The following is a 22,736-nucleotide window of genomic DNA, read 5'->3' as shown; positions in this document are numbered from 1 at the left end:
CTCTTTCCTGGGAGAGCGCTCTCCCGTCGGTGTCCGACTCAGTTGTAGACGCCGAACTCGTACAGCGAATAGCCCCAGCCGGTGCCTCGTGCGGTTCCGTTGACCCGGACGTAGCGTCCGGTGCCGGAGACGTCGAGGTCGTCGACGCCGCCATTGCCGTCGGTGACGCTGCGGACGGTGGTCCAGTTCTCTCCGTCGTCCGAGGTCTGCACGGTGTAGGCCTTGGCGTAGGAGGTCTCCCAGACCAGTTGCACATGGCGGAAGGAGCTGCGGCTGCCGAGGTCGACGCGGAGCCACTGGGGGTCGCTCCAGTCGCTGGCCCAGCGGGTGGTGAGGTTGCCGTCGACGGCGGCCGCGGCGGTGCAGGGGCAGTCGCCGCCGCCGGCCTGGGCCGAGGAGGCGGTGGCGGGCTTGCCGCGGGCGATGTTCGTGCCGCTCGGGACGGGCGGGACGACGCGGAAGGAGCGGGTCTCGACGCCGACGTTGCCCTTGCCGTCCTTGGCCTTGACGTAGATCTTCCAGACGCCGGGCTTGTCCGGCGCGGTGACCTTGAGCCGGCCGCCGCCGAGGTCGGTGGCGGGCAGCGTGACGAGCTGCTTGCTCTGGTCGATGTAGTTGCTGTTGTCCTGCACCTCGTAGGTGATCGGGTCGCCGTCGGGGTCGGTGGCCTTGACCGCGAGGGTGAGGTCACCGCCGGCGGGCACCTTGGCGGCGTCGCCCTCGATGGTGAGGTCGGAGATGACCGGCGGGGTGTTGTCGTGCGAGGTGTCCGCGCCGTAGGCCTTCTTCACGGCGTAGTAGGACAGCCGCTTCTCGCCCGCGGGGAGCAGGTTGAACCAGATGCCGCCGAAGTCGTACTCGGTGCCGTAGTGGAACATGGTGGCGCCGAGCGCGACGCCTCTGTGTCCGGTGATGCAGTTCCAGGCCCGGGTGTAGCCGTCGGCCTTGGCGCGGTCGGTGGGCTCGGCGGGGACGCCGTTCGCGTCGTCCGGCACCTCCCACTCGCCGGCGGGTCCGGTCTCGGTGACGATGTAGGGCTTGTTGTAACCGCCCTGCTCCCAGGCCGACTTGACGTCGCAGACCGCGTTGTAGGCGTTGACGGCGTAGAGGTCGAGGTCGGGGGCGTTCTTCTTGTAGTAGGGCCAGGCGCCGACCCAGGCGTCGGTGGAGGTGACCGGGTGGTTGGGGTCGACGGCGTGGATCTTCTTGGTGATGTCGTTGACGAGGGTGGTGTACGCGTCGCGCTGGCGCTCCAGTTCGTCGCCGCTGTAGCAGTTCTGGAGGCCGAGGACGGACTCGTTGCCGACGTTCCACATCAGGACGCCGGGGTTGTCCTTGTAGGTGGCGGCCCACTGGGGGAACTCGTTGAGGACCTGGTTCTTGTAGGCGGTGTCGGTCAGGTAGTTCACACAGCCGCCGCTGCCGGGTCCGCCGCCGGGTTGCAGCCAGAAGCCGGCGATCACCTTGATGCCCTGGGCCGCGGCGGCGTCGAAGAGGGGCTTGCTGGAGGCGTCGGTGCCCCAGGTGCGGATGGTGTTGACGCCCATCGACTTCAGGTCGGGCATATAGCGCGGGGCGTCGTTGACGGAGGGTCCCCAGGTGAGGCCCTTGATCTGGTACGGGCTGCCGTCGACGGTCAGTTGCCAGTTGCCCTGCGATCCGGTGACCTTGACGACGCTGCCGGCGGCGTGCGCGGGCTGGGAGGGCAGCGCGACGAGGGCTCCGGCGGCGAGCAGGCCCGCGGTGAGTGGCGCGGTGAGCCGGCGCCGGGTGGTTCGGGATGCGGTCATGAGTGTCCGTCCGGTGTGCGGGTGAGGGGGGAGAGTTCAGGGGGGAGTTGGGCGCTCCCGCCGGCCGGGGCCATGTACCGGCCGGCGGGAGGTACCGGCGTCAGGGAAGCCGGTAGTTCGCGTCGAGCGCCGCGCCCGCCTCGGGGTGCGTCTCGTCGTAGCCGCGGGCGTCGCACTGGAGGCCGCCCACGACGCAGTGGTCGACGAGCGCCTTCAGTGTCGGCGCGTCCCACGCGTTGAAGAAGTCGTAGTGGAAGGAGTAGCCGGCGCCGCTCGCCAGCTTCACCTGGGACATGTCACCGTTGACCGGGAAGGCCATCTTAAACTCGATCATCGGCAGGGCGACGGGGTGGTCGTCCGGGCAGATGTTGTTGTTCGTGCCGGGGTTGACCACCGGATACGCCATGTGGCTCTGATGGTTGGGGGTGTCCAGGTACTTGCCGTCCCAGCAACTGGGGGCCTGGAAGCGGATGTTGAGCTGGACGTCGGCCCGGTCGGGGCACTGGGCGGGGATGTCGACGTTGAAGAAGCTGTCGCCGCACTCCCAGCCCTCCACGAAGCCGCGGTGGTTGCGGAAGTCGGCCGCCGACTGCATGGGGTTGCCGACGACGAACCGCAGCCCCTTCGGGAAGGGGCGCACACTGGTGTAGTCGGTGACTCCCGCCTTGTAGTAGATGACCTGGGGGCCCACCGGGAGCACGGGTGTGCTGCCCTTGAGCAGGGTCGGCATCCAGTAGGCCGACTTGTCTCCGGGGGCCTTGCAGGTGGTCCCGCCGGAGTCGAGCGAGGCCGTGGTGCTGGCCGCGTTCGTGGTGGTGTTGCCCATGAAGGTGTGGTCGTGCGACTTGCCCGGCTGGCCGGGGTAGACGATCGGGTCGTCCGGCCGGGTGTGGGACACCGAACAGTTCGCCTGGAACTCGTGGAAATAGCGGTGGGTCGGCTCCGCCTTGGAGGGGACGACCCCGGTCACCGGCGGGTTCGCCGGGATGTATCCGTCGCCGTCCGGGTCCTCGGGCGAGGCGAGCGTCGAGACGGGCATCGCGTGCCCGGTGTGGACGGTCGCCGATCCGGCCACGGCGGTGGTCGCGCCGGTCGCGGGGTCGGCGCTCATCGCCACGCCGGCCAGGCCGAGCGTGGTGAGGACCAGAGCGCTGGACATCAGTATTCCTGAGACGATTCTCGATCTCCGTGCCATGGAGACCTCCTGCCACGTCGATGGGGCGGTGGGGGCCGGACGGCCGGGGACGGCGGGGTGCAGGGTGCCGTCCGGGGCCGTCCGCGTGACGGTCCATCACATGTGCCGGGGAAACCGGGAGAGCGCTCTCCCGTTCTGGAGTGTTGTGGCGGTGGCGCAAGGGTGTCAAGGGAGCTGACGGAGAATCACCGTGTGCGATCCGCGCATCTCTTGAACGCGGCCCGGCACCGGGGCAGCGCGCCCAACTGCCCGTATATCCCGCTCAACTACGGCAAATACCGGCCGAGTTGACTGTTCACCCGGCAACAACATCCGGAACCCCGGTCACAACTCTTGACGTGTCGTTCACCTGGATGAAGCATGCATCGGCAAGAGAGCGCTCCCCCAACCTCCCACCGTTCACTTCCTGAACCAGGAGAGTCTCCCCCCATGTCTCACACCCCCACGGACACACCGGATTCCGGCCGCTCCCCCCTCGCGCGCCGTACCGTCCTCGGAGCGATCGCCGCCGGCGCGGCGGCCCCCGGACTCCTCGCCCTGTCCTCCCCCGCCTCCGCCGCCCCGGCCGCCCGGCAGGCCGATCTCCCCGGTGGCGGCGACCTCGGTCCCAACGTGATCGTCTTCGACCCGTCGACCGCGGGCATCCAGGCCAAGCTCGACGAGATCTTCGGACAGCAGGAGAGGGCGCAGTTCGACACGGGCCGCTACGCGATCCTGTTCAAGCCGGGCACGTACAACGGGCTCAACGCCCAACTCGGCTTCTACACCTCGATCGCGGGCCTCGGTCTGTCTCCGGACGACACCACGATCAACGGTGACGTGACCGTCGACGCGGGCTGGTTCGACGGCAACGCCACGCAGAACTTCTGGCGTTCGGCGGAGAACCTGGCGCTCAACCCGGTCAACGGCACCAACCGCTGGGCGGTCGCGCAGGCGGCGCCGTTCCGCCGGATGCATGTGAAGGGCGGCCTGAACCTGGCGCCCGACGGCTACGGCTGGGCGAGCGGCGGTTACATCGCCGACAGCAGGATCGACGGGTCGGTCGGCCCGTACTCGCAGCAGCAGTGGTACACCCGCGACAGCGCGGTGGGCGGCTGGTCCAACGCCGTCTGGAACATGGTGTTCTCCGGGGTCGAGGGCGCGCCCGCGCAGTCCTTCCCGGACCCCCCGTACACCACGCTGGACACCACGCCGGTCTCCCGTGAGAAGCCGTTCCTCTACCTCGACGGCGGCGAGTACCGGGTGTTCCTGCCGGAGAAGCGCACCGACGCGCGCGGGGTCACCTGGGGCAACGGCACACCGCGCGGCACCTCGCTGCCGCTCGACCAGTTCTACGTGGCCAAGCCCGGTGTCACCGCCGAGACGCTGAACGCGGCGCTCACCCAGGGGCTCCATCTGCTGCTGACGCCGGGGATCTACCACCTGGACCGGCCGATCCAGGTCGACCGCGCGAACACGGTGATCCTCGGCCTCGGTTACGCCACGCTGATCCCGGACAACGGTGTCACCGCGGTGCGGACCGCCGACGTCGACGGGGTCCGGCTCGCCGGCTTCCTCATCGACGCCGGGCCGGTCAACTCCGACACCCTCCTGGAGGTCGGTCCGGCGGGCGCCTCGGCGGACCACTCGGCCAACCCGACGACCGTGCAGGACGTGTTCGTCCGGATCGGCGGGGCCGGCGCGGGCAAGGCCACGACCAGCATGGTCATCAACAGCCGGCACACCATCATCGACCACACCTGGGTGTGGCGGGCCGACCACGGCGCCGGCGTCGGCTGGGAGACCAACCGGGCCGACTACGGCATCCGCGTCAACGGCGACGACGTCCTCGCCACCGGGCTGTTCGTCGAACACTTCAACAAGTACGACGTGCAGTGGTACGGCGAGCGGGGCCGCACCATCTTCTTCCAGAACGAGAAGGCCTACGACGCGCCGAACCAGGCCGCCATCCAGAATGGCGACATCAAGGGGTACGCGGCCTACAAGGTCGCCGACTCCGTGAGCACCCACGAGGGCTGGGGCCTGGGCAGCTACTGCTACTACAACGTCGACCCGACGATCGTCCAGCACCACGGGTTCGCCGCGCCCAACACGCCCGGCGTGAAGTTCCACGACCTGCTGGTGGTCTCGCTGGGCGGGGCCGGCCAGTACGAGCGGGTCATCAACGACACGGGCGCCCCCACCTCGGGCACGTCCACCGTGCCGTCGACGGTGGTCTCGTATCCCTGACGGTTCCCGCCCGGACGCACGTCACCCCGGACCCGTCCCCGGCAGTGGGGAGGGGCCCGGGGTGCGCAGGTGGCCGGTCCGCCGGGTGCACAGGCGGCGGGTGCGTCGCGCGGGGCCGGTTCAGTAGCGCTGTGCCTTGGCGAGCACCGGGGTGAGCTGCGGCTCGGCGGGCTGCCTGCTGACGACGACCGGCTGGGCGCGCTTGCCCGGTTCGAGGTCCTCCTTGCCGGCGTAGCGGGTCTCCACGACCTTCCCATCAGGGTTCTTGAAGTCGACCTGCACGGCGTACGACGCCTTCTGGCCGGTGTTGTTGGTGATGGTGACGACCACGGCGCGCAGTCCGCCGGTCTCCCCGGTGGGCAGGCCGGTCATGCTGACGTCGGCGGTCGCGTTGCCGCCGCCCTTGACGTCCTTCAGTTCCTTCTGGGCGGTGGCGGCGGCGCGCTCGGTGGCCGCGTCGACCGACGCGGCGAACTCCGAGGCCCGGGCCGAGACGGACGCGGCGGCGGACGACGCGCGGCCGCTCGCGGACTCGATGATCGAGGAGGCGGCCGAGGCGATCGCGGACGGCGGCGTTCCCGTGAAGTCCGAGGCGTTCGGCGGAGTCGGCGTCGCGGAGGCCGCCCCGCTGTCGTTGTCGTCGCCCGAACTGCACGAGACCAGGACGGAGCCGCACGCGATCGCGGCCAGCAGGGCAGCGATACGCCGTGATCCGCTTCGGCCGGGGGTTGCGCGTCTGCTCATGTGGCTCGCCTCTCCTGCCGTACAGGGCACGGGGCACGGGGACTCGTCGGCTCGTCCGCTCCCGTTTCGCGCGGACTCCCCCATGCTCCGCGCCGCGGGCGGTGGCGGCGAGCCACGGGGGCCCATTGGGGTGGCCGCCCCCTGGGGTGACGTACGGACCCCGGAAGCGGGACCCACTCGCGCAGCCGGGCAGGCCTCGCCTCTCCGGGGACCGATCCCCCTCCGGGCGGCGGGTGAGGGTCGACCGGGTGAGGGGCTGGACGCCTTCCCCTGAGCCGGCGCACGTCTCGACGTGGCGGACGTCCCGAGGTCGCCCAGCACTGCCCGCCGGCCATCCCTGGCACCAACTGCGCTGCCACTCCGCCGGGTTGGACCGGACCAACTTTGCGTGAATCGTTGACATGTACGCCCGCCGAGGCAATTCTGAGAGCGCTCTCAAAAGGAAGCGGACGAGCCGCGTCCGCAGGCATCCACCTCGCTGAACCCCCACATCAAGGAGGCAGAGAGTGCGCGCGACATCCAGATGGACGGCCTGGACCCTGGCCGCCGCCACCCTCACCACGACCTTGCTCGCCTTCGGCGCCCCCACCCGCGCCGAGGCCGCGGTCCCGGCCACCATCCCGCTGACGTTCACGAACAACTCGGGCCGCAACGAGCCGGTCTACATCTACGACCTCGGCACCCAGCTCTCCACGGGACAGCAGGGCTGGGCCGACGCGAACGGCGGCTTCCACGCCTGGCCGGCGGGCGGCAACCCGCCGACGCCCGCGCCCGACGCCTCGATCCCGGGTCCGGCCAACGGCCAGACGAAGACGATCCAGTTGCCCAAGTTCTCCGGGCGGCTCTACTTCTCGTTCGGCCAGAAGCTCGACTTCCGCGTGACGACCGGCGGGCTGGTGCAGCCGGCCGTGCAGAACCCGAGCGACCCCAACCACAACATCCTCTTCAACTGGTCCGAGTACACGCTCAACGACTCCGGCCTGTGGATCAACAGCACCCAGGTCGACATGTTCTCCGCGCCGTACGCCGTCGGCGTCAAGGCGGCGAACGGGACCACGCAGACCACCGGTCACCTCAAGGCCGGCGGCTACAACGGGTTCTTCAACGCCCTGCGCGCTCAGCCGGGCGGCTGGGCGGGCCTGATCCAGACCCGGTCCGACGGCACCGTGCTGCGGGCGCTCGCCCCGGGGCACGGCATCGAGGCGGGCGCGCTGCCGGCCGGCGTGATGGACGACTACATCAACCGCGTCTGGCAGAAGTACAGTTCCTCGACGCTGACGGTGACCCCGTTCGGGGACCAGCCCAACACCAAGTACTTCGGCCGGGTCTCGGGTGACGTCATGAACTTCACCAACAGCTCCGGCGCGGTGGTCACCAGCTTCCAGAAGCCCGACTCGGACAGCGTCTTCGGCTGCTACAAGCGGCTCGACGCGCCCAACGACCTGGTGCGCGGCCCCATTTCCCGCACCCTGTGCGCGGGCTTCAACCGCTCGACGCTGCTGACCAACCCCAACCAGCCGGACTCCGGTTCCGGGAGCTTCTACACGGACGCGGTGACCAACCAGTACGCCAAGGCCATCCACGCGCAGATGGCCGACGGCAAGGCGTACGCGTTCGCCTTCGACGACGTCGGCAACCACGAGTCCCTCGTGCACGACGGCAACCCGCAGCAGGCGTACGTCACGCTGGACCCCTTCAACTGACCGGCGCACGGGGGCGGGACGGGGCGGGAGTCAGGACAGGGCTCCCGCCCCGTCCCCATGCGGTCACCTCCGCTACGCGGAGCACCCGCCCAGACCGCCCAGGCTGCGGTCCACCAGGTCGTGCCAGCCGGACTCCAGCCGCTCCAGGGGCATCCCGCGCTGCCGGGTCAGATGGCTGACGAGCGCCGGGTCCAGGTATCCCATGAGGGTCGGGGCGAGCAGGTCGACGTCCGCGGCCACGCCCGCCTCGCGCAGCAGCACGCACACATGCGTCAGCCGCACCCGGTACGGCGCCGAGACGAAGCGGCGGGTCGCCTCGGGCTCGGCGGCGAGATACAGGTCGAGCCGGTCGGACGTCTGGCGCAGGACGTGGCAGCCGAACGCGTGCAGCCGCTCCGCCGCCGGCGCGCCGGGGCCGAGTGGCGCCGGACCGCTCATGAAGGCGGCCTGGAAGCGCTGCTCGGTGTGGTCGAGCAGGGCCATCAGCAGGCCGGTGCGGTCGCCGAAGCGCCGGAACACGGTCCCCTTGCCGACCGCCGCCGCGGTGGCCACGCCCTCCATGGTGAGCCGGTCCACCCCCACCTCCTCGACCAGGCGGGCCGCGGCCTCCAGCAGCCGCGCCCGGTTACGGGCCGCGTCCGCGCGCAGCGGGGTGCCGCCGGGGACGGCCAGCTCCATCAGTACGGGCTCGTCGGGCGCTTCCTGTCGCTTCGGGAACGGCGGGAGTGGGGTGGACATGAAGACAGCGTAACGGCAATCGGGGACAACTGGACTGCGGTCCGCTTGGATGGTAAACCTGTAAACGGACCTGGGTCCGGTTTGTTGCGGCAGTGTTTCAGCGTTTCCAGATATCGGGAGATAGTCATGTCCGTTCGCATCCTCGCCCTCGTCGGCAGCCTGCGCGCCGGTTCGCACAACCGTCAGCTCGCCGAGGCGGCCGTGAAGCTCGCCCCGGAGGGCGCCGAGATCGAGATCTTCGAGGGCCTGGCCGACATCCCCTTCTACAACGAGGACATCGACGTCGAGGGCGACGTGCCCGCCGCCGCGGCGCGGCTGCGTGAGGCGGCCGGCGCCGCCGACGCCTTCCTGCTCTTCTCGCCCGAGTACAACGGCACGATCCCGGCCGTCCTGAAGAACGCGATCGACTGGCTGTCGCGTCCCTACGGCGCGGGCGCCTTCACGGGCAAGCCGGTCGTGGTGGTCGGCACCGCGTACGGCCAGTTCGGCGGCGTGTGGGCGCAGGACGAGACCCGCAAGGCCGTGGGCATCGCCGGCGGCACCGTCCTGGAGGACGTCAAGCTCTCCGTCCCCGGCTCCGTGGTCCGCTTCGCGGAGACGCACCCGGTCGACGACGCGGAGGTCGCCGCCCAGATCGCCGAGGTCGTGAGCCGTCTGCACAGCCACGTCGGCGCCGCCGAAGTCGCCTGACAACTCGCCTGTGGGCCGGTCCGGTTGCCCCGGGCCGGCCTTCGGTGTGTCCCGGACCGGTCACCGCGTGTCCCAAGATCGCCACGCCTCTGGCGAAGCAGCGGCCTCCGCGACAGGATGCCCGCATGAAGAGCGATCTCTTTTCCAGTGACCACATGGTGCGGCCGGCCGTCGCGCCGGGGATGACGCTGCAGAACGCCAAGTCCATCAGGTACGCCGTCCAGGGGGAGATGGTCGCGCGCCAGGGCGCGATGGTCGCCTACCGGGGCAGCCTGCAGTTCGAGCGCAAGGGCCAGGGTGTGGGCGGCATGCTCAAGCGGGCCGTCACCGGTGAGGGCCTGCCGCTGATGACCGTCCGAGGGCAGGGCGAGGCCTGGTTCGCGCACGAGGCGCAGAACTGTTTCATCGTGGGCATCGAGCCGGGCGACGTGTTCACGGTCAACGGCCGCAACGTCCTGTGTTTCGACGCCACCCTGTCGTACGACATCAAGACCGTGAAGGGCGCGGGCATCACCGGCGGCGGCCTGTTCAACAGCGTCTTCACCGGCCACGGCGCCCTGGGCCTGATATGCGAGGGCAACCCGCTGGTCATCCCGGTCACCCCGCAGCAGCCGGTGTTCGTCGACACGGACGCCGTCGTCGGCTGGACCGCCCATCTGCGGACCTCGCTGCACCGCTCGCAGTCCATCGGCTCGATGATCCGCGGTGGATCGGGCGAGGCCGTGCAACTGCGCCTGGACGGCGAGGGGTTCGTCGTCGTACGGCCCAGCGAGGTGACCCCGCAGAAGCAGCAGCAGCACTGACCGGCGCCCGACCGTAGCCGGGGGCCGGGGGCGCCGCGCCGCGAGGGCGGCGCCCCCGGCCCGTCCGTCAGTGCTTCCTGGCGGGGGTGTTGGCGGCGGTGACGTTCACGGCCGCCCAGGCCTTGCCCACCGTCTTGTACTCGGTGCTGCCCGACCCGTACATGTCGGCGGCGGCCTTGAGGGTGGCCTTGCGCGCGTCGTGGAAGTCGGTCGTGGAGACCATGTAGCGGGTGAGCGCCCGGTAGAAGACGGCGGTCGCCTTCGCCCGGCCGATCCCGGTCACGCGGGACCCGTCGTACGTCGGCGAGTCGTAGGTCACGGCGCCGATCGTCTTGCGTCCGCTGCCCTCGGCGAGCAGGTAGTACGCGTGCGACGAGATGCCCGAACCGGCGTGCACCTCGGTGTCGTAGGCGGCGGGCGACCAGTAGTCGACCGCCTCCTCCAGCAGGTCGAGGGACGGGTGGTCGAGGCGGCGCAGGAACTTCTGCGCGAGGCCCAGCTTCTCGCCGACCAGGTAATTCGGCGGGTTCTTCGGGTTGTTGGCCGAGAACTCGACGTTCGAGCCGAAGATGTCGGCGAGCGACTCGTTGAGGGAGCCCGCCTCGCCGTACTGGTTGCCCTCCTCGTCCACGCGGGTCGGTTCGAGCGCGGCGGTCGCGTCGACGACGCCGTGGGTCAGCTCGTGCCCGGTGACGTCGAGGACGACGAGCGGCTTCTTGAAGTACCGGCCGTCACCGTCGCCGTAGAGCATGCAGCCGCAGGTGGAGTCCCAGAACGCGTTGCCGACCTTGTCGCCGAAGTGGACCATCCCGCGGGCGCCGGCGCTGTTGTTCTTGATGCCCTTGCGGCCGAAGGTCTTCTTGTAGAAGTCCAGGGTCTTGGTGATGCCGTACTGGGCGTCCACCGCCGCGGTCGACCGGGAGGCCGTGGTGCCGGTGCCCCACTTGTTGTCGGCGTCGGTGAACTTCTTGCCCCGGGCGAAGGATTCCAGTTCCTGTCCCTTGGCGTCCCGGGTCTCGGTGTTCCACCGGGTCGGGTCCTTCAGGAGGTAACTGGTCCGGGCGGTCCGGGTGGTGGTCAGCGCCACCTTGCCGGCGAAGAGGGAGGCTCCGCTTCCGGTCGCCGTGGCCGGGTAGTGGGCCGTCCGCGCCGCGTCCGTGAGCGCCGGCGGACCGGTGGTCAGACCGGTCTGCGGAGTCGCGCTGACGCCCCGCTCGCGCAGGGTGTCGGCCAGGGACGGCGAGATGAACTCGTCGTTGTCCGGGATGCTGCTGCGGATACGGCCGGTGTGGGCGTCCACGACGACCGTGCGGGAGCCGCCGGCCTCCGTGGTGCCGCTGCCGGTCACGGTCACCTGGTAGGCGAGGGCGGCGCCGCCCTCGCGGGCGTCCACGACGAGCCGGGCCGCGCCCGCGTCGCCCTTGGCCGCGTCGGCCGCCTTCCGCTGCGCCTGATCAGTGGTCAACTTGGCTTCCACCGTGACGGGTTCGACCAGGTGCCCGGCGGCCCGGGTCACCCCCAGGTACTGCGAGTGGGCGCCGAGGTGCACGACCAGGTCACCGCCGAGGACCGGGAGGCCCCGGTGTGAGCGGACGAACCGGACGTGCTGCTTGCCGTCGGGGTCCGCCATCACGTCGGTGGCCCGGAGGGTGTCGCCCTTGGCCACACCGGTGGCGTCGGCGTGGGCGAACGCCGCGGCGCCGGCCGCGGCCACCGGCGAGGAGGACGCGGCCGCCACCCGGGCGGGCGCGTCGGGCACCGCCGCGAAGGCGGGGCCGGGGAGCGTGACGGCAGTCGTCACCACGACGGCTGCCGCCACGCGGCGTATGTGGGGTCTACGCACTGATTTCCTTTTCGTACGGGACGGCCGGTGACGCCAACCGCCCTGCGACACGGCGCTGTTGTCACCGCGCGGCCCGACGGGCCCAGGTCACCGCGGGTCCACGAGACCCGACGATGCGTCGCCCGGACAGATGTGCGGGGCCTCGCGGGGGTTGCCTGCGAGGAGGGGTCTGGGGACGGATGTGACTCATGTCGCAGGGGAGGGAGGGGGCGTGGGGTAGGGGTCTTGCGCGGGGCGGGGGTTGGCCGGGGCGGGGGTTGCCGGTTGGTGTATCCCGGGTCCAGGGGGTGCGGGGACCGTCCGGTCACCACGGCCCAGGCCGCTTGGCGAGGCCGCCCAGACCAACGGGCCGCCGGGGTCGTCCGGTCGCCGCACAACCAGGCCCGGCGGGTCCGCACATCACCGGTCCGCAAGGCCGCCCAGCCGGCGGGACCGTCTGCCCGACGGGCCACCCCGCCTCCCCCGCCCGGCGCTCCGTCACACCGTCCGTTCGGACAGCGCCCCCAGCAGGGTGTTCAGTTCGGCCGCTGGGCCGGGGGCGAGGTGCGGGGAGGTGAGGAGGGTGCGGGCCTCGGTGAGGTGGTGGTGGGCGGCGTGCTCGGCTCGGGTGCGCGCGCCCGTCGCCTCGACGAGGGCCACCGCTCGGCGGACACCCGCGGCGTCGAGTGCACCCGCGCCGGCCAGGAGTTCGGCGAGTTCACCGCCTCCGGGCGCCGCGTCCAGGGCGGCCAGAATCGGCAGGGTCTTCTTGCCCTGCCGCAGATCGCCGTGCACCGGCTTGCCGGTGATGTTCGGATCGCCCCAGATGCCCAGCACGTCGTCGGCGATCTGGAACGCGACCCCCAAGTGGCGCCCTGCCCGGTCCAGTCGGGCGACCGTGCGGTCCGGCGCGCCCGCCAGCCGGGCCCCGAGCGCGAGGGCGCAGCCCAGCAGGGCGCCCGTCTTGCGTTCGGCCATCGTCACGTACTCCCCCACGCCGACCGCCCGCGGCCCGGTCCAGGGCCGCTCCGCGAACAGCAGGTCGTCGGCCTGACCGCTGACCAGATCACCGAAGGCCGTGGTCAACTGCCGTATGGCGGAACCCGCGTGGGGCGTGACCGCGATGGTCTCCACGCCCAGCGCGAACAACGCGTCGCCCGCGAGTACGGCGGGCCCGGTGCCGTACGCCTTCCACAGGGATGGGCGGCCACGGCGCAACGCGTCGCCGTCCATGATGTCGTCGTGGAGCAGCGAGAAGGTGTGGACCAGCTCCACCGCGACGGCGGCCGGCACCCCCGCCCGCGCGGGACCCCGGACCACTTCCGCGCCGAGGACGGCCAGCGCCTGCCGGACCCCTTTGCCCGAGGCGTGCTCGACGCGGGTGCCGTCCGCCTCGCGCAGGCCGAGCGCGTATCCGGCCATCTCCGCGACCCACGGATGCAGCCCCTCGATCGCCTCGACCAGCGCGGGGGCGGTGAGTTCGCGGCAGCGGCGCAGGACGTCCCCGGCGGAGGTGAGCGGGGACGCGGGGACGGCGGGCGTCGCCGTCCCCGCCGATGCCACGGCGCCCGTCGCGGTCGGCGGGGTGGCCGACGTCGGGGCGGAAGTGGCGCGGCGGAGCGCCGTCGGACTCATCGCGCGCCCTCCGTCTCGGTGCGCGCCGGCGTCAACCCCAGTTCCGTGCGGGCCCGTTCGACCATCTGCCGGGCGTGCCGCAGCCCGATGCCGTCGAGCAGGGCCGCCAACTCGTCAAGTTCGGCGGCGGTTTCGTCGCGGTCGCGGCCCAGCCGGGCCAGGGACTTGGCCAGTCCGAGCCGGGACAGCGCGCGGCCACGCGGCTCGCCCATCTCCTCGAACTCGGCGAGCGCCTGGGCGTAGACATCGCGGGCCTCGGCGTAACGCCTGTCCCGGTAGAGGACGTTGCCGCGCATCTTGTGGTTGTAGGCGAGCGCACCGGACAGCTTCATGGCGCGGCAGGACGTCTCCGCCTCGGTGAGCAGTTCGAGGGCGCGCTCCGCGTCGCCGTCGCGTACCGAGACGATGTCCGCGAGGCCGCGCAGGGCCCAGGCGTGCCCGCGCCGGTCGTCGGCTCCGGCGGCTATCCCGGCCGCCTCTTCGAAGAGGGCGTACGCGGTGTCGTAGGAGCCGGTGTTGCGGTGGATCTGGGCGATGCCTTCGAGGGCCCAGACGGTGTGGCGGGCCTCGCCGCGTTTGCGGGCCTCGGCGAGGAGCTGTTCGTGCAGCGCGGTCACCGCCTCGTAGTCGCCCTGGATGCGGCCGGTCTCGGCCATGCCCGCCAGGGAGTAGCCGCGCACCACGACGTCCCCGGCCCGGCCGCCGAGTTCGGCGGCGAGCCGCAGCAGCCGCCACGCCAGGGGGAACGCGCCGCGCTGCCGCGCCAGTGTTCCGCCGCTCCACAGCGCCCACGCCATCCCGGCGCCGTCACCCGCCGCGCGCGCCGTGCGGTAACTCGCCTTCCAGGCGCGGTCGGCGTCCGCCACCTGCCCGAGCCTGCGGTGCGCCTCGGCGACCGCGAGGCCCGACCGGGCGGCTTCGGCGCGTTCTCCCGCACGTTCGGCGGCGCGCAGCCGCTCGGTCCCGGCCGCGAGGACGTCGGTCAGGGAGGAGTTCACGGACAGGGTGGTCAGGGCGCCCTGGTACTCCGGGGCGAAGGCCTTGCCGTACATGAATGCCTTTCCGTCTGCCACCGGCGGGCCACGGGTGGATCGGCCCGGCGGTGCTGCTGTTTCCGGTTGCTGTGAGGTCCTGACGTGCGCGGACGTGCTCCGCCGATACGTCACGGCCGGTATACACTGCATGTATACACGGTGCGTATACTTCGTCCGATTTCCACCCGTGAACCACGGATCACCGGAGGTCGACGCGTCAGTCGCTCGTCGCCGGTCAAGACGTCGATCACGTTCACGGGGTTGCCTCCCCCACGCGATCACGTCGTGCGGGGCCGCCAACCGGCCATCCAGGGGCGGGAATCGGCCGTAGATGCCCGCGTGCTTCCGCTATCCCTGGGCGAGGCGGCGCTGGTTGTCCCTGGGCGAGGCGGAGCCGGTTGTCCCTGGGCGAGGCGGAGCTGTTGACGCACCGCGGATCCCACCCTGCTCACCGGCATCGTCCGGGCCGGGTTCCGGACTCTCACCGAGTCCCTTTCTGAGCTACAGGCAGATGGGCTACGGTGTTCTGACCTGCTGGAACTCGCAGTTGATCACATCTGACGTCCGGCCGTGCCACCAGGACTTGAGGCAATCGGGAGGTGTGGGGCGGCGGCAGCGATTCCCCTGTGAAAGGCCCCCGAGCATGTCCTCATCCCCCATGCACGCCGACGAGGCGCACATCGACGGTGCGCTCGTGCGGCGGCTGTTGCGTGGGCGGTTCGCCGCGTGGGCCGAACTGCCTCTCGAACGGGTCGAGTCGGCCGGGACGGTCAACGCCCTCTACCGGCTCGGGGACGAGCTGGCCGTGCGGCTGCCCCGGATTCCGGGCGGTGCCGACGACGTGGTCAAGGAGGCGCTCTGGCTGCCGCGGCTCGCTCCGCTGCTTCCGGTCCCCGTGCCGGAGATCCTCGGGGTCGGCGCTCCCGCCGAGGGTTACCCCTGGCACTGGACGGTGCAGCGCTGGATCGACGGCGAACCGCCCGTTCCCGGCGCGCTGTCCGACGCGCGGGGCCTGGCGGCCGGCCTCGGCGCGTTCGTCGCCGCGCTGCGCCGGGCCGATGTGCCCGGCGGACCGCCCGCCTACCGGGGTGGACCGCTGGCGGGCGTCGACGCCGAAACGCGGGCGGCCATCGAGGAGTTGCGCGGCACCATCGACACCAGGGCGGCCACGGAAGCCTGGGAGGACGCGCTCGCGGCGCCGGAGTGGACCGGTCCACCCGTCTGGCTGCACGCGGACCTGATGCCGATGAACCTCCTGACCCGCGCGGGCCGCCTCGCCGGCGTCATCGACTTCGGCACGTTCGGCACCGGCGATCCCGCCTCCGACCTCATCCCGGCGTGGAACCTGCTCCCCCCGGAACAGCGTCCCGTCTTCCGGGAGGCGGCGGGCGCCGATGACGCCCAGTGGGCGCGGGGCCGCGGCTGGGCGCTGTCGATGGCCCTGATCCAACTGCCGTACTACCACGAGACGAACCCGGTGATGGCGGACAACGCCCGGCACGTGATCCACGAGGTACTGGCCGAACACCGGGATCGTTAGCACGCGTTGACCGGCCTCCGTTCGGTCCACCACGGGCATTGGCCGGCGCCGATCGCTCCACCAGCGGGCATCGGCCGGAACCGCTCAGCCCACCGGTCGACATCGGCCGGCCCCCGGTCAGTCCACCCACCGGCGTTGGTGAAGTCCGCTCAGTCCACCAGTGCCTGGGTGCCGAGGACGCCGAGGAGGGCCAGGCGTTCGGCGTCCTCCGTGCCGGGCTCGGCGGTGTAGACCATGATCCGCAGGTCGCTGCCCGCGACGGCCAGCACGTCACAGTCCAGGGTCACCGCGCCGACCTGCGGATGGTCGACGGTCTTGCGTGAGGCCTCGTGGTGGGCGACCGTCCCCGCGTCCCACAGCTCCGCGAACCGGTCACTGGCGGCCCGCAGCTCTTCGACCAGCCGCCGGAGCCGCTGGTCGGCGGGGTACCGGCCCGCCGTCGCGCGCAGGTCGGCCGCGAGCGTGGCCTCGAACGTGCGCGACTCCTCCGGTGTGTGGCGTACCCGGCTGCCGGGGCCGACGAAGTTGCGCCAGACGCCGTTGCGTTCGTTGCCGCGCCACCCCGAGGGGTCGCCGAGCAGGGCGGCGTAGAGCGGGTTGGCCAGCAGCAGGTTCCACGCCGCGTCGTACACCCCGACGGGCGTCCCGGTCAGCCGGTCGAGGAGTCGGTGGACGCCCGGGGTGATGTGCGCGGGCACCATCCCCCGGCCCGGCGGCACCAGCCCGGCCACCTCGAAGAGGTGCTCCCGCTCGGCCGCCGACACGCGCAGCGCCCGCCCGAGGGCTTCGACGACCTGCTCGGAGGGGTTGGCGGCGCGGCCTTGTTCGAGCCGGGTGATGTAGTCGACCGAGATCCCCGCGAGGAGGGCCAGTTCCTCGCGGCGCAGCCCGGCCGCGCGCCGGTGGCCGCCTCCGGGCAGCCCCGCCGCCTGTGGGGAGACCCGGTCGCGCCAGCGCCGTACCGTCCTGCCGAACTCCATGCTCGCCATGTCCCCAACTGTGCACCCCGGCAGGCGCGGCTGCCTGGTACCCGCAGTCCCAGGAAGACCGGACGCCTGGCTGTCCGCGGTCCTCCGCCGGATTCTGGCCCCATGACCACAACACTGATCACCGGAGCGAACAAGGGTCTCGGTTTCGAGACCGCCCGCCGGCTCGTCGCGGCGGGCCACACCGTCTACGTCGGCAGCCGGGACCCCGAGCGGGGCCGCCGGGCCGCCGCGGAACTGGGGGCGCGCGCCCTCGTCATCGACGTCACCGACGACGCGTCCGTCGCCGCCGCGGCGAAGACCGTGGAGGCCGACGGCGGCCTGGACGTCCTGATCAACAACGCCGGTGTCGAGGGGCGCGGCGAGGGCAACAGCATCGTCGGCGCCGCCGACACGACCGCGGACACCCTGCGCGAGCTGTTCGAGACGAACGTCTTCGGCGTCGTCCGCGTCACCCACGCCTTCCTGCCACTGCTCCGGCGGTCCGCCGCCCCGGTCGTGGTGAACGTGAGCAGCGGCCTCGCCTCGCTGACCGCCATGAGCGACCCCGACTCGCCGGCGCACTTCTATCCGGGCATCGCCTATCCCGCGTCCAAGACGACCGTCAACATGATCACCGTGCAGTACGCCAAGGCGTTCCCGGACATCCGGATCAACGCGGTCGAGCCCGGTTTCACGGCCACCGACCTGAACGGCAACACCGGCGTGCAGACCGTCGAGCAGGGCGCCGAGATCATCGTCCGGATGGCCCGCGTCGGCCAGGACGGCCCGACCGGCGGCTACTTCGCCGCGGAGGGCCCGCTCCCCTGGTGACCCGGCCGGTCCGGCAGGCCGCCGTGACACCGCGGCGCCGGTGACACCGCGGCGCCGTTGCCGCGGCGGCCCCCGCCACAGCCCTCGCCACAGCCCGCCCAGCCACGGCCCGCCCCTGCGCGAGCAGACTCGGCGCGGGCAGGGGCCACCCCATCAATGGAACACGTATTCGAATACAGGAGTACGCTGGCTCCATGGCCACGCACCTCCAGGGCTCGCTGTTCGACCAGACGGACGAGCTGCACCTCGGCCCGCTGAACGGGACGCGCCGCACCCCTCTGGATGCCGGTGCCTGGATCGACCTGCTGCCCGGCTGGCTCGGCGGCGCCGACGAACTGTTCGCCCGGCTCGCCGCCGAGGTGCCGTGGCGGGCGGAACGCCGCCAGATGTACGAGCAGGTGGTCGACGTACCCCGGCTGCTCTCGTACTACCGGGCGGGCGAGGCGCTGCCGCATCCGGTCCTGGACCAGGCACGGGACGCGCTGTCCGCGCACTACGCCGCCGAACTGGGCGAACCCTTCACCACGGCCGGGCTGTGCTACTACCGGGACGGCCGCGACAGCGTTGCCTGGCACGGGGACCGGATCGGCCGGGGCGCCCGCGAGGACACCATGGTCGCCATCCTGTCCGTGGGCGCGCCGCGCGACCTCCTGCTGCGGCCCCGGGGCGGCGGAGCGACCGTGCGCCGCCCGCTGGGCCACGGGGACCTCATCGTGATGGGCGGCTCCTGCCAGCGCACCTGGGAGCACGCGGTCCCCAAGTCGGCGCGGGCGGCGGGCCCCCGGATCAGCATCCAGTTCCGGCCCGCCGGAGTGAACTGACCGCCCGCCGGGGCGCGCCGCTCAGGGAGCGAGCTGGGCCTGCACCGCCGGGGCGTACCGGTCCACGATGGCGTCGACGGCGGTGGCGCGCAGATGGGTGCCGCGCGCGATGCCGTACATCACGCCGAGGCCGAGCAGGGTGCTCACGGCCAGCTCGGCGCGCAGACCCGCGTCCGGACCGCCGAGCCGCTCGGCGAGACGCTCGCTGACCTGCGTACGGAAGTTGGCCCGCAGTATGTCGCCCTGCTCCCCCTGGAGGGGGGCGAAGACGATCCGCAGGACGGGGTCGGCGCCGCGCTGGGTCTGGCCTTCGAGGAGGTGGCGGACCATGTGCCGGCCGAGGTCCTCCAGCGGGGCGTCGAGCAGGGCGTCGGCGTCGGACTCGAAGGACATGACGCGGGCGAACAGCGCGTCCTTGTTGCCGAAGTACTTCAGGATCAGCGGCGGGCTCACCCCGGCCCGGTCGGCGACCGCCTTGAGGGTGATGTCGGCGTGGGCGTGCCGGGCGAGCAGATGGCGGGCCGCGCGCAGGATGGCCGCCCGGCTGGCCTCGGCGTCGCGGCGGGGCGGGGCCGTGGGGGCGGCCTCCCCCGGTGCCGCGCCGCCCGGCTGGTCGCCGGACGGCGGGAGGGGCGCGGGCGCGGTGAGACCTGTGGGGGGCGTGGTCACGGTGCTCAGGCTCCTTCGAGCGCCTCGTCGCGGGACGCGCCGGTGGGGCTGCCGGTGCGCGGGGTGACGCGCGAGGCAGGGTCGGTGGGTATCGACAGGGCGGCCGCGCAGGCCACCAGGGCGACCGTACCCGCCATGGCGAAGGCCAGCAGATACCCGTGCAGCGTCGGGACGGGGGCGCCGGCGACGAGGCTCGTGTGGTGCACCAGGACGGCGGCCACCGCCGCGCTGCACACCGCCTGCCCGATCGTGCGCATCAGGACGTTGACGCCGTTGGCCGACGCGGTCTGGCCGGCGGGCACCGCGCGCAGGATCAGGGTCGGCAGGGCGGAGTAGGCGAACGTGGTGCCGATCGCGCAGACCGTGGCGCCGACGATGATCATCCACAGGTCGCGGCTGTCCAGGATCCGTATCGCGTAGCCGGAGGCGATGATCACGGTGCCGAGGGCGAGCGTGACGCGCGGGCCCCGGGCGGCGGAGATGCGCGCCGAGACGGGCGAGAGGAAGAGCATGGTCACTCCGCCGGGCAGCAGGCACAGGCCGGTCGCCACGATGGACAGGCCGAGGCCGTAGCCGGTGGCGGCGGGGGCCTGCACGAGCTGTGCGGTGACCAGCGAGTTACCGTAGAAGGCGAAGCCGGTCAGCAGGGCGGCGATGTGCGGCAGCGCGACGCGGGGGCGGGCGGCCAGCCGCAGGTCGACGAGGGGGCTCTCGGCGCGGAGCTGCTGGCGCCACCACACGGCGAGGATCACGACGCAGGCGGCGAACAGGCCGAGCACGGCCGGGCTGGTCCAGCCCCAGGTGCCGCCCTGCGACACGGCGAGGAGCAGACACACGAGTCCGGCGGCCAGGCCCAGCGCGCCCAGGGTGTCGAAGCGGCCGGGCTCGCGTACCGGGGACTCGCGGACCGCCCACCAGGCCAGCGTGAGCCCGACGACACCGAGCGCGGTGGTGGCCCAGAACATCACGTGCCAGTTCGCGTACTGGACGATCAGCGCGGCCAGCGGCAGACCGAGGGCGGCCCCGATGCCCACCGTGGAACTCATCAGGGCGACGGCGGAACCGGTGCGCTCGGGCGGCAGTTCGTCGCGCAGGATGCTGATCGACAGGGGCACCACGGCCGCCGCCGCGCCCTGGAGCGCCCGGGCGACGATCAGGATGCCGATGTCCGAGGTGAGCGCGCACATCAGCGAGCCGACCGTCATCAGCCCGAGGGCCATCAGCAGGACACGGCGCTTGCCGTACATGTCGCCGGCGCGGCCGAGGACGGGCGTCAGGACCGCTCCGGACAGGAGGGTCGCGGTGACCATCCACGAGACGGCGCCCGCCGAGGCTCCGGTGAGCCGGGGAAGGTCGGGCAGCAACGGGACGACCACCGTCTGCATGACGGCCATGAGGATTCCGCCGAACGCGAGGACGGGGATCGCGAGCCGCTCGCGCAGAGCCGCCATGAACACTCCAGGAGTCAGTACGAAGAAAGGGGTGAATGACAATTCACCTTACCGGTGAATTGTCATTCACCCCACCCCGCCCGCTTCTCCCGGGCCGCCCGCTACCGGTGCGAGCGGGCCTGCACCCCGCGTGCCAGTTTCGGTCCGAGCCAGCGCTTGAAGCGGCGCAGCGCCTCGAGGCGGCCGGCGGCGCGGTCGATGCGGTAGTAGAGCTGCGGTGGGACGTACGGCAGCAGTGGTGAGTGCCGCTGGCCGAGCAGCGCGAACATCTGGGCCGGCGGGAGGCCGATGTAGCGCGGCAGGTTCTCGTACCACTGGGCGCTGTGGCGGGCGGCGCTCTGCACCGCCAGCAGTTCGGCCCTGCGCTCCCGCCCGTAGCGGTCGAGGGCGGCCTCCAGGTCCGGGGTCTCGCGCAGCGCGCGGGCCAGCGAGATGGCGTCCTCCAGGGCGAGGGTGGTGCCGGCGCCGATGGAGTAGTGGGTGGTGTGGGCGGCGTCGCCGAGCAGGACCAGGTTGCCGCGGTGCCAGGTGCGGTTCGTCAGGGTCCGGAAGCGGAGCCACTGGGCGGGGCCGTCCGGCTGGGACCGGCCGATCAGGGCGTGCCCGTCGAGCAGGTCGGCGAAGAGCTTCTCCAGGAGGGCGAGACCGTCGGGCTCGCTCGCGGTGTCGAGTCCGAGTCCGGTCCAGGTCTGCGGGGAGCACTCGACGACGAGCGTGCTGTGGTCCTCGCTGAACGGGTAGGCGTAGCACCAGACCCAGCCGTGGTCCGTCTCCACGAAGGAGAAGGTGAAGGAGTCGAAGACCCGGGTGGTGCCGAGCCAGACGTAGTAGTTGCGGCCGAGGGCGATCTCGGTGCCGAAGTGGTCGGCGTGGCGCTCGCGCAGGGCGCTGTTGACGCCGTCGCCTGCGACGATCAAGTCGGCCTCGGGCAGTCGCCCCGCGGTGACCTCGTGTTCGTACTCGACGCGTACGCCGAGCGCCCGGGCCCGCTCGGCGAGCAGGTCGAGCATCCTGCGGCGGCCGATGCCGAATCCCTCGTCGCCGGGGTGCACGGTGGTGCGGTCGCCGACGTGGGCGACGCCCTGACTCCAGCACACCGAGTTGTCGCGGACGGCGAGCGCGGACACGGGGTCGCCCTCGCGCAGTTTGTCGAGCAGGCCCGCCCAGTAGGTCACGCCCCAGCCGTAGGTGGAGCCGGCCGGGTTCCGCTCATGGACGGTGATGTCATGGGACGGGTCCTGGAGCTTCATCAGGATCGAGAAGTACAGGCTTGCGGGTCCGCCACCGACGCACGCGATCTTCACGCGCACTCCCCTATGTTGCACAAAGCGGTCAATTGATCACGAAGAGTAGCAGGGGTCGGGGGGTCCGGGATTTCACGCCAGTTCACGGGCGTGAGCGCCGCCACTCGCGAGGGCGCGCGACAGCAAGATCATCCGCAACGGGCACGCCCGCCGCAGGATTTGCTCCGGCGCCCCGTTTCCCGCACCTCGCACAGCAAGATCATTTTCGTTCAATCCTGTACGACATGTACGAGATTGTCCGGATCATAGCCAACCGACATCCGGCGATTTCTCCCGCTGTTTGGCGATCCGATAGGCATACCGGGTCAGCAACTCAGCCCATTCCAGGAGGAGTCCGCATGCCGGAACTCACCCGCCGCCGCGCCCTCGGGGCCGCCGCCGCACTCGCCACCGCCGCCGGCGCCCAGGCCCTCACCGCCCCCTCGGCGTCCGCGTCACCGGCCGCCACACCCGGCCGGATGCCCGAGGAGCACCACCACGGAGGTCCGGAAGCCTTCGACGAGGTGTTCCAGGGGCGCCGCATAGAGGGCCGCCCGGTCACCGGGGGCGGTCACCACCACGGCGCCGGCTACGCCGTGTTCATCGACGGCGTGGAACTGCACGTGATGAGCAACGCCGACGGGAGCTGGATCAGCGTCGTGAGCCACTACGACCCGGTGCCGTCCCCGCGCGCCGCCGCCCGCGCCGCCGTCCTGGAACTCCAGGGGGCACCGCTCGTGCCCTTCGCCGCCAACTGAGCCACCCAGCAAGCAGATCGTGGAGTCCCGCA

At 71.8% G+C, this 22,736-nt stretch carries 19 protein-coding genes; 8 read left to right on the top strand and 11 right to left on the bottom strand.

The annotated features are described in order from the left end of the window. Positions 1–38 precede the first annotated feature (38 nt). Together AB0912_RS28065 and AB0912_RS28060 are read right to left on the bottom strand one after the other, a co-directional pair. Entirely contained in the window at positions 39–1,790 is a 1,752-nt protein-coding gene (locus AB0912_RS28065; RefSeq protein ID WP_366704575.1) for a discoidin domain-containing protein, read from the bottom strand. A gap of 100 nt (positions 1,791–1,890) precedes the next feature. Then, the gene (locus tag AB0912_RS28060; protein WP_366704573.1) at positions 1,891–2,985 is read right to left on the bottom strand and encodes a DUF1996 domain-containing protein; all 1,095 of its coding nucleotides are present in this window, start codon (positions 2,983–2,985) and stop codon (positions 1,891–1,893) included. Positions 2,986–3,414: 429 nt separating this feature from the next. Between AB0912_RS28060 and AB0912_RS28055 the strand changes: the two genes are divergently transcribed. Then, complete coding sequence (locus tag AB0912_RS28055) at positions 3,415–5,214, top strand: coagulation factor 5/8 type domain-containing protein (RefSeq protein ID WP_366704571.1); 1,800 nt, start codon at positions 3,415–3,417, stop codon at positions 5,212–5,214. A gap of 120 nt (positions 5,215–5,334) precedes the next feature. Here the strand turns inward: AB0912_RS28055 and AB0912_RS28050 are convergent, their stop codons facing one another. Continuing rightward, the gene (locus AB0912_RS28050; RefSeq protein WP_366704569.1) at positions 5,335–5,958 is read right to left on the bottom strand and encodes a hypothetical protein; all 624 of its coding nucleotides are present in this window, start codon (positions 5,956–5,958) and stop codon (positions 5,335–5,337) included. Between the two features lie 539 nt (positions 5,959–6,497). Here AB0912_RS28050 and AB0912_RS28045 point away from each other — a divergent pair. Beyond that, a complete protein-coding gene (locus AB0912_RS28045; protein WP_366704589.1) occupies positions 6,498–7,661 on the top strand; it encodes a glycoside hydrolase family 64 protein in 1,164 nt (387 codons plus the stop codon). Positions 7,662–7,733: 72 nt separating this feature from the next. On the opposite strand, the gene AB0912_RS28040 is transcribed toward AB0912_RS28045, so the two are convergent. Beyond that, on the bottom strand, positions 7,734–8,399 hold the full coding sequence (locus tag AB0912_RS28040) for a TetR/AcrR family transcriptional regulator (protein ID WP_366704567.1): 666 nt from the start codon (positions 8,397–8,399) through the stop codon (positions 7,734–7,736). Positions 8,400–8,525: 126 nt separating this feature from the next. Here AB0912_RS28040 and AB0912_RS28035 point away from each other — a divergent pair, with 126 nt between their 5' ends. Both AB0912_RS28035 and AB0912_RS28030 read left to right on the top strand, forming a co-directional pair. Beyond that, complete coding sequence (locus AB0912_RS28035) at positions 8,526–9,089, top strand: NAD(P)H-dependent oxidoreductase (RefSeq protein WP_366704565.1); 564 nt, start codon at positions 8,526–8,528, stop codon at positions 9,087–9,089. 125 nt (positions 9,090–9,214) lie between these two features. Next, on the top strand, positions 9,215–9,892 hold the full coding sequence (locus AB0912_RS28030) for an AIM24 family protein (protein ID WP_366704563.1): 678 nt from the start codon (positions 9,215–9,217) through the stop codon (positions 9,890–9,892). Positions 9,893–9,959: 67 nt separating this feature from the next. Here the strand turns inward: AB0912_RS28030 and AB0912_RS28025 are convergent, their stop codons facing one another. The 3 genes from AB0912_RS28025 to AB0912_RS28015 all read right to left on the bottom strand — a co-directional run bounded on the left by AB0912_RS28025 (position 9,960) and on the right by AB0912_RS28015 (position 14,401). Then, a complete protein-coding gene (locus tag AB0912_RS28025) occupies positions 9,960–11,735 on the bottom strand; it encodes a M4 family metallopeptidase (RefSeq protein ID WP_366704561.1) in 1,776 nt (591 codons plus the stop codon). A gap of 477 nt (positions 11,736–12,212) precedes the next feature. Continuing rightward, positions 12,213–13,349 carry a polyprenyl synthetase family protein gene (locus tag AB0912_RS28020; protein WP_366704559.1) on the bottom strand — a complete coding sequence of 379 codons (1,137 nt, stop codon included), beginning with the start codon at positions 13,347–13,349 and terminating at the stop codon, positions 12,213–12,215. Beyond that, positions 13,346–14,401 carry a tetratricopeptide repeat protein gene (locus AB0912_RS28015; RefSeq protein ID WP_366704557.1) on the bottom strand — a complete coding sequence of 352 codons (1,056 nt, stop codon included), beginning with the start codon at positions 14,399–14,401 and terminating at the stop codon, positions 13,346–13,348. Before AB0912_RS28015 ends, AB0912_RS28020 begins: the two co-directional genes overlap by 4 nt. A 625-nt stretch (positions 14,402–15,026) precedes the next feature. Here AB0912_RS28015 and AB0912_RS28010 point away from each other — a divergent pair. Continuing rightward, a complete protein-coding gene (locus AB0912_RS28010) occupies positions 15,027–15,923 on the top strand; it encodes an aminoglycoside phosphotransferase family protein (RefSeq protein WP_366704555.1) in 897 nt (298 codons plus the stop codon). Positions 15,924–16,072: 149 nt separating this feature from the next. Here the strand turns inward: AB0912_RS28010 and AB0912_RS28005 are convergent, their stop codons facing one another. Continuing rightward, positions 16,073–16,912 (bottom strand): helix-turn-helix transcriptional regulator, encoded by an 840-nt coding sequence (locus tag AB0912_RS28005; protein ID WP_366704553.1) that lies wholly within the window; start codon positions 16,910–16,912, stop codon positions 16,073–16,075. Between the two features lie 102 nt (positions 16,913–17,014). Between AB0912_RS28005 and AB0912_RS28000 the strand changes: the two genes are divergently transcribed. Together AB0912_RS28000 and AB0912_RS27995 are read left to right on the top strand one after the other, a co-directional pair. Beyond that, entirely contained in the window at positions 17,015–17,722 is a 708-nt protein-coding gene (locus AB0912_RS28000; RefSeq protein WP_366704551.1) for an SDR family NAD(P)-dependent oxidoreductase, read from the top strand. 194 nt (positions 17,723–17,916) lie between these two features. After that, positions 17,917–18,543 (top strand): alpha-ketoglutarate-dependent dioxygenase AlkB, encoded by a 627-nt coding sequence (locus AB0912_RS27995; protein ID WP_366704549.1) that lies wholly within the window; start codon positions 17,917–17,919, stop codon positions 18,541–18,543. 21 nt (positions 18,544–18,564) lie between these two features. On the opposite strand, the gene AB0912_RS27990 is transcribed toward AB0912_RS27995, so the two are convergent. The 3 genes from AB0912_RS27990 to AB0912_RS27980 form a co-directional block, all read right to left on the bottom strand. Beyond that, complete coding sequence (locus AB0912_RS27990) at positions 18,565–19,221, bottom strand: TetR family transcriptional regulator (RefSeq protein ID WP_366704587.1); 657 nt, start codon at positions 19,219–19,221, stop codon at positions 18,565–18,567. Beyond that, positions 19,218–20,663 carry an MFS transporter gene (locus tag AB0912_RS27985; protein ID WP_366704547.1) on the bottom strand — a complete coding sequence of 482 codons (1,446 nt, stop codon included), beginning with the start codon at positions 20,661–20,663 and terminating at the stop codon, positions 19,218–19,220. The genes AB0912_RS27990 and AB0912_RS27985 overlap by 4 nt, the downstream gene beginning before the upstream one ends. A 101-nt stretch (positions 20,664–20,764) precedes the next feature. Continuing rightward, on the bottom strand, positions 20,765–21,967 hold the full coding sequence (locus AB0912_RS27980; RefSeq protein ID WP_366704545.1) for an FAD-dependent monooxygenase: 1,203 nt from the start codon (positions 21,965–21,967) through the stop codon (positions 20,765–20,767). Positions 21,968–22,305: 338 nt separating this feature from the next. Between AB0912_RS27980 and AB0912_RS27975 the strand changes: the two genes are divergently transcribed. Continuing rightward, positions 22,306–22,704, top strand: a complete 399-nt coding sequence (locus AB0912_RS27975) for a tyrosinase cofactor (RefSeq protein WP_366704543.1) — start codon at positions 22,306–22,308, stop codon at positions 22,702–22,704. The last annotated feature ends 32 nt before the right edge of the window (positions 22,705–22,736 follow it).

Source organism: Streptomyces sp. NPDC007084 (assembly GCF_040703595.1).
GTDB lineage: Bacteria > Actinomycetota > Actinomycetes > Streptomycetales > Streptomycetaceae > Streptomyces.
This window is presented reverse-complemented; position numbering and strand designations above follow the sequence as displayed.

Coding starts and splice junctions, on each gene's coding strand:
- AB0912_RS28040 (WP_366704567.1), bottom strand. CDS start 8,399: ATGTCCACCCCACTCCCGCCGTTCCCGAAGCGACAGGAAGCGCCCGAC.
- AB0912_RS28020 (WP_366704559.1), bottom strand. CDS start 13,349: ATGAGTCCGACGGCGCTCCGCCGCGCCACTTCCGCCCCGACGTCGGCC.
- AB0912_RS28000 (WP_366704551.1), top strand. CDS start 17,015: ATGACCACAACACTGATCACCGGAGCGAACAAGGGTCTCGGTTTCGAG.
- AB0912_RS27985 (WP_366704547.1), bottom strand. CDS start 20,663: ATGGCGGCTCTGCGCGAGCGGCTCGCGATCCCCGTCCTCGCGTTCGGC.
- AB0912_RS28055 (WP_366704571.1), top strand. CDS start 3,415: ATGTCTCACACCCCCACGGACACACCGGATTCCGGCCGCTCCCCCCTC.
- AB0912_RS28005 (WP_366704553.1), bottom strand. CDS start 16,912: ATGGCGAGCATGGAGTTCGGCAGGACGGTACGGCGCTGGCGCGACCGG.
- AB0912_RS28050 (WP_366704569.1), bottom strand. CDS start 5,958: ATGAGCAGACGCGCAACCCCCGGCCGAAGCGGATCACGGCGTATCGCT.
- AB0912_RS28015 (WP_366704557.1), bottom strand. CDS start 14,401: ATGTACGGCAAGGCCTTCGCCCCGGAGTACCAGGGCGCCCTGACCACC.
- AB0912_RS28030 (WP_366704563.1), top strand. CDS start 9,215: ATGAAGAGCGATCTCTTTTCCAGTGACCACATGGTGCGGCCGGCCGTC.
- AB0912_RS27975 (WP_366704543.1), top strand. CDS start 22,306: ATGCCGGAACTCACCCGCCGCCGCGCCCTCGGGGCCGCCGCCGCACTC.
- AB0912_RS28065 (WP_366704575.1), bottom strand. CDS start 1,790: ATGACCGCATCCCGAACCACCCGGCGCCGGCTCACCGCGCCACTCACC.
- AB0912_RS27995 (WP_366704549.1), top strand. CDS start 17,917: ATGGCCACGCACCTCCAGGGCTCGCTGTTCGACCAGACGGACGAGCTG.
- AB0912_RS28060 (WP_366704573.1), bottom strand. CDS start 2,985: ATGGCACGGAGATCGAGAATCGTCTCAGGAATACTGATGTCCAGCGCT.
- AB0912_RS28035 (WP_366704565.1), top strand. CDS start 8,526: ATGTCCGTTCGCATCCTCGCCCTCGTCGGCAGCCTGCGCGCCGGTTCG.
- AB0912_RS28010 (WP_366704555.1), top strand. CDS start 15,027: ATGTCCTCATCCCCCATGCACGCCGACGAGGCGCACATCGACGGTGCG.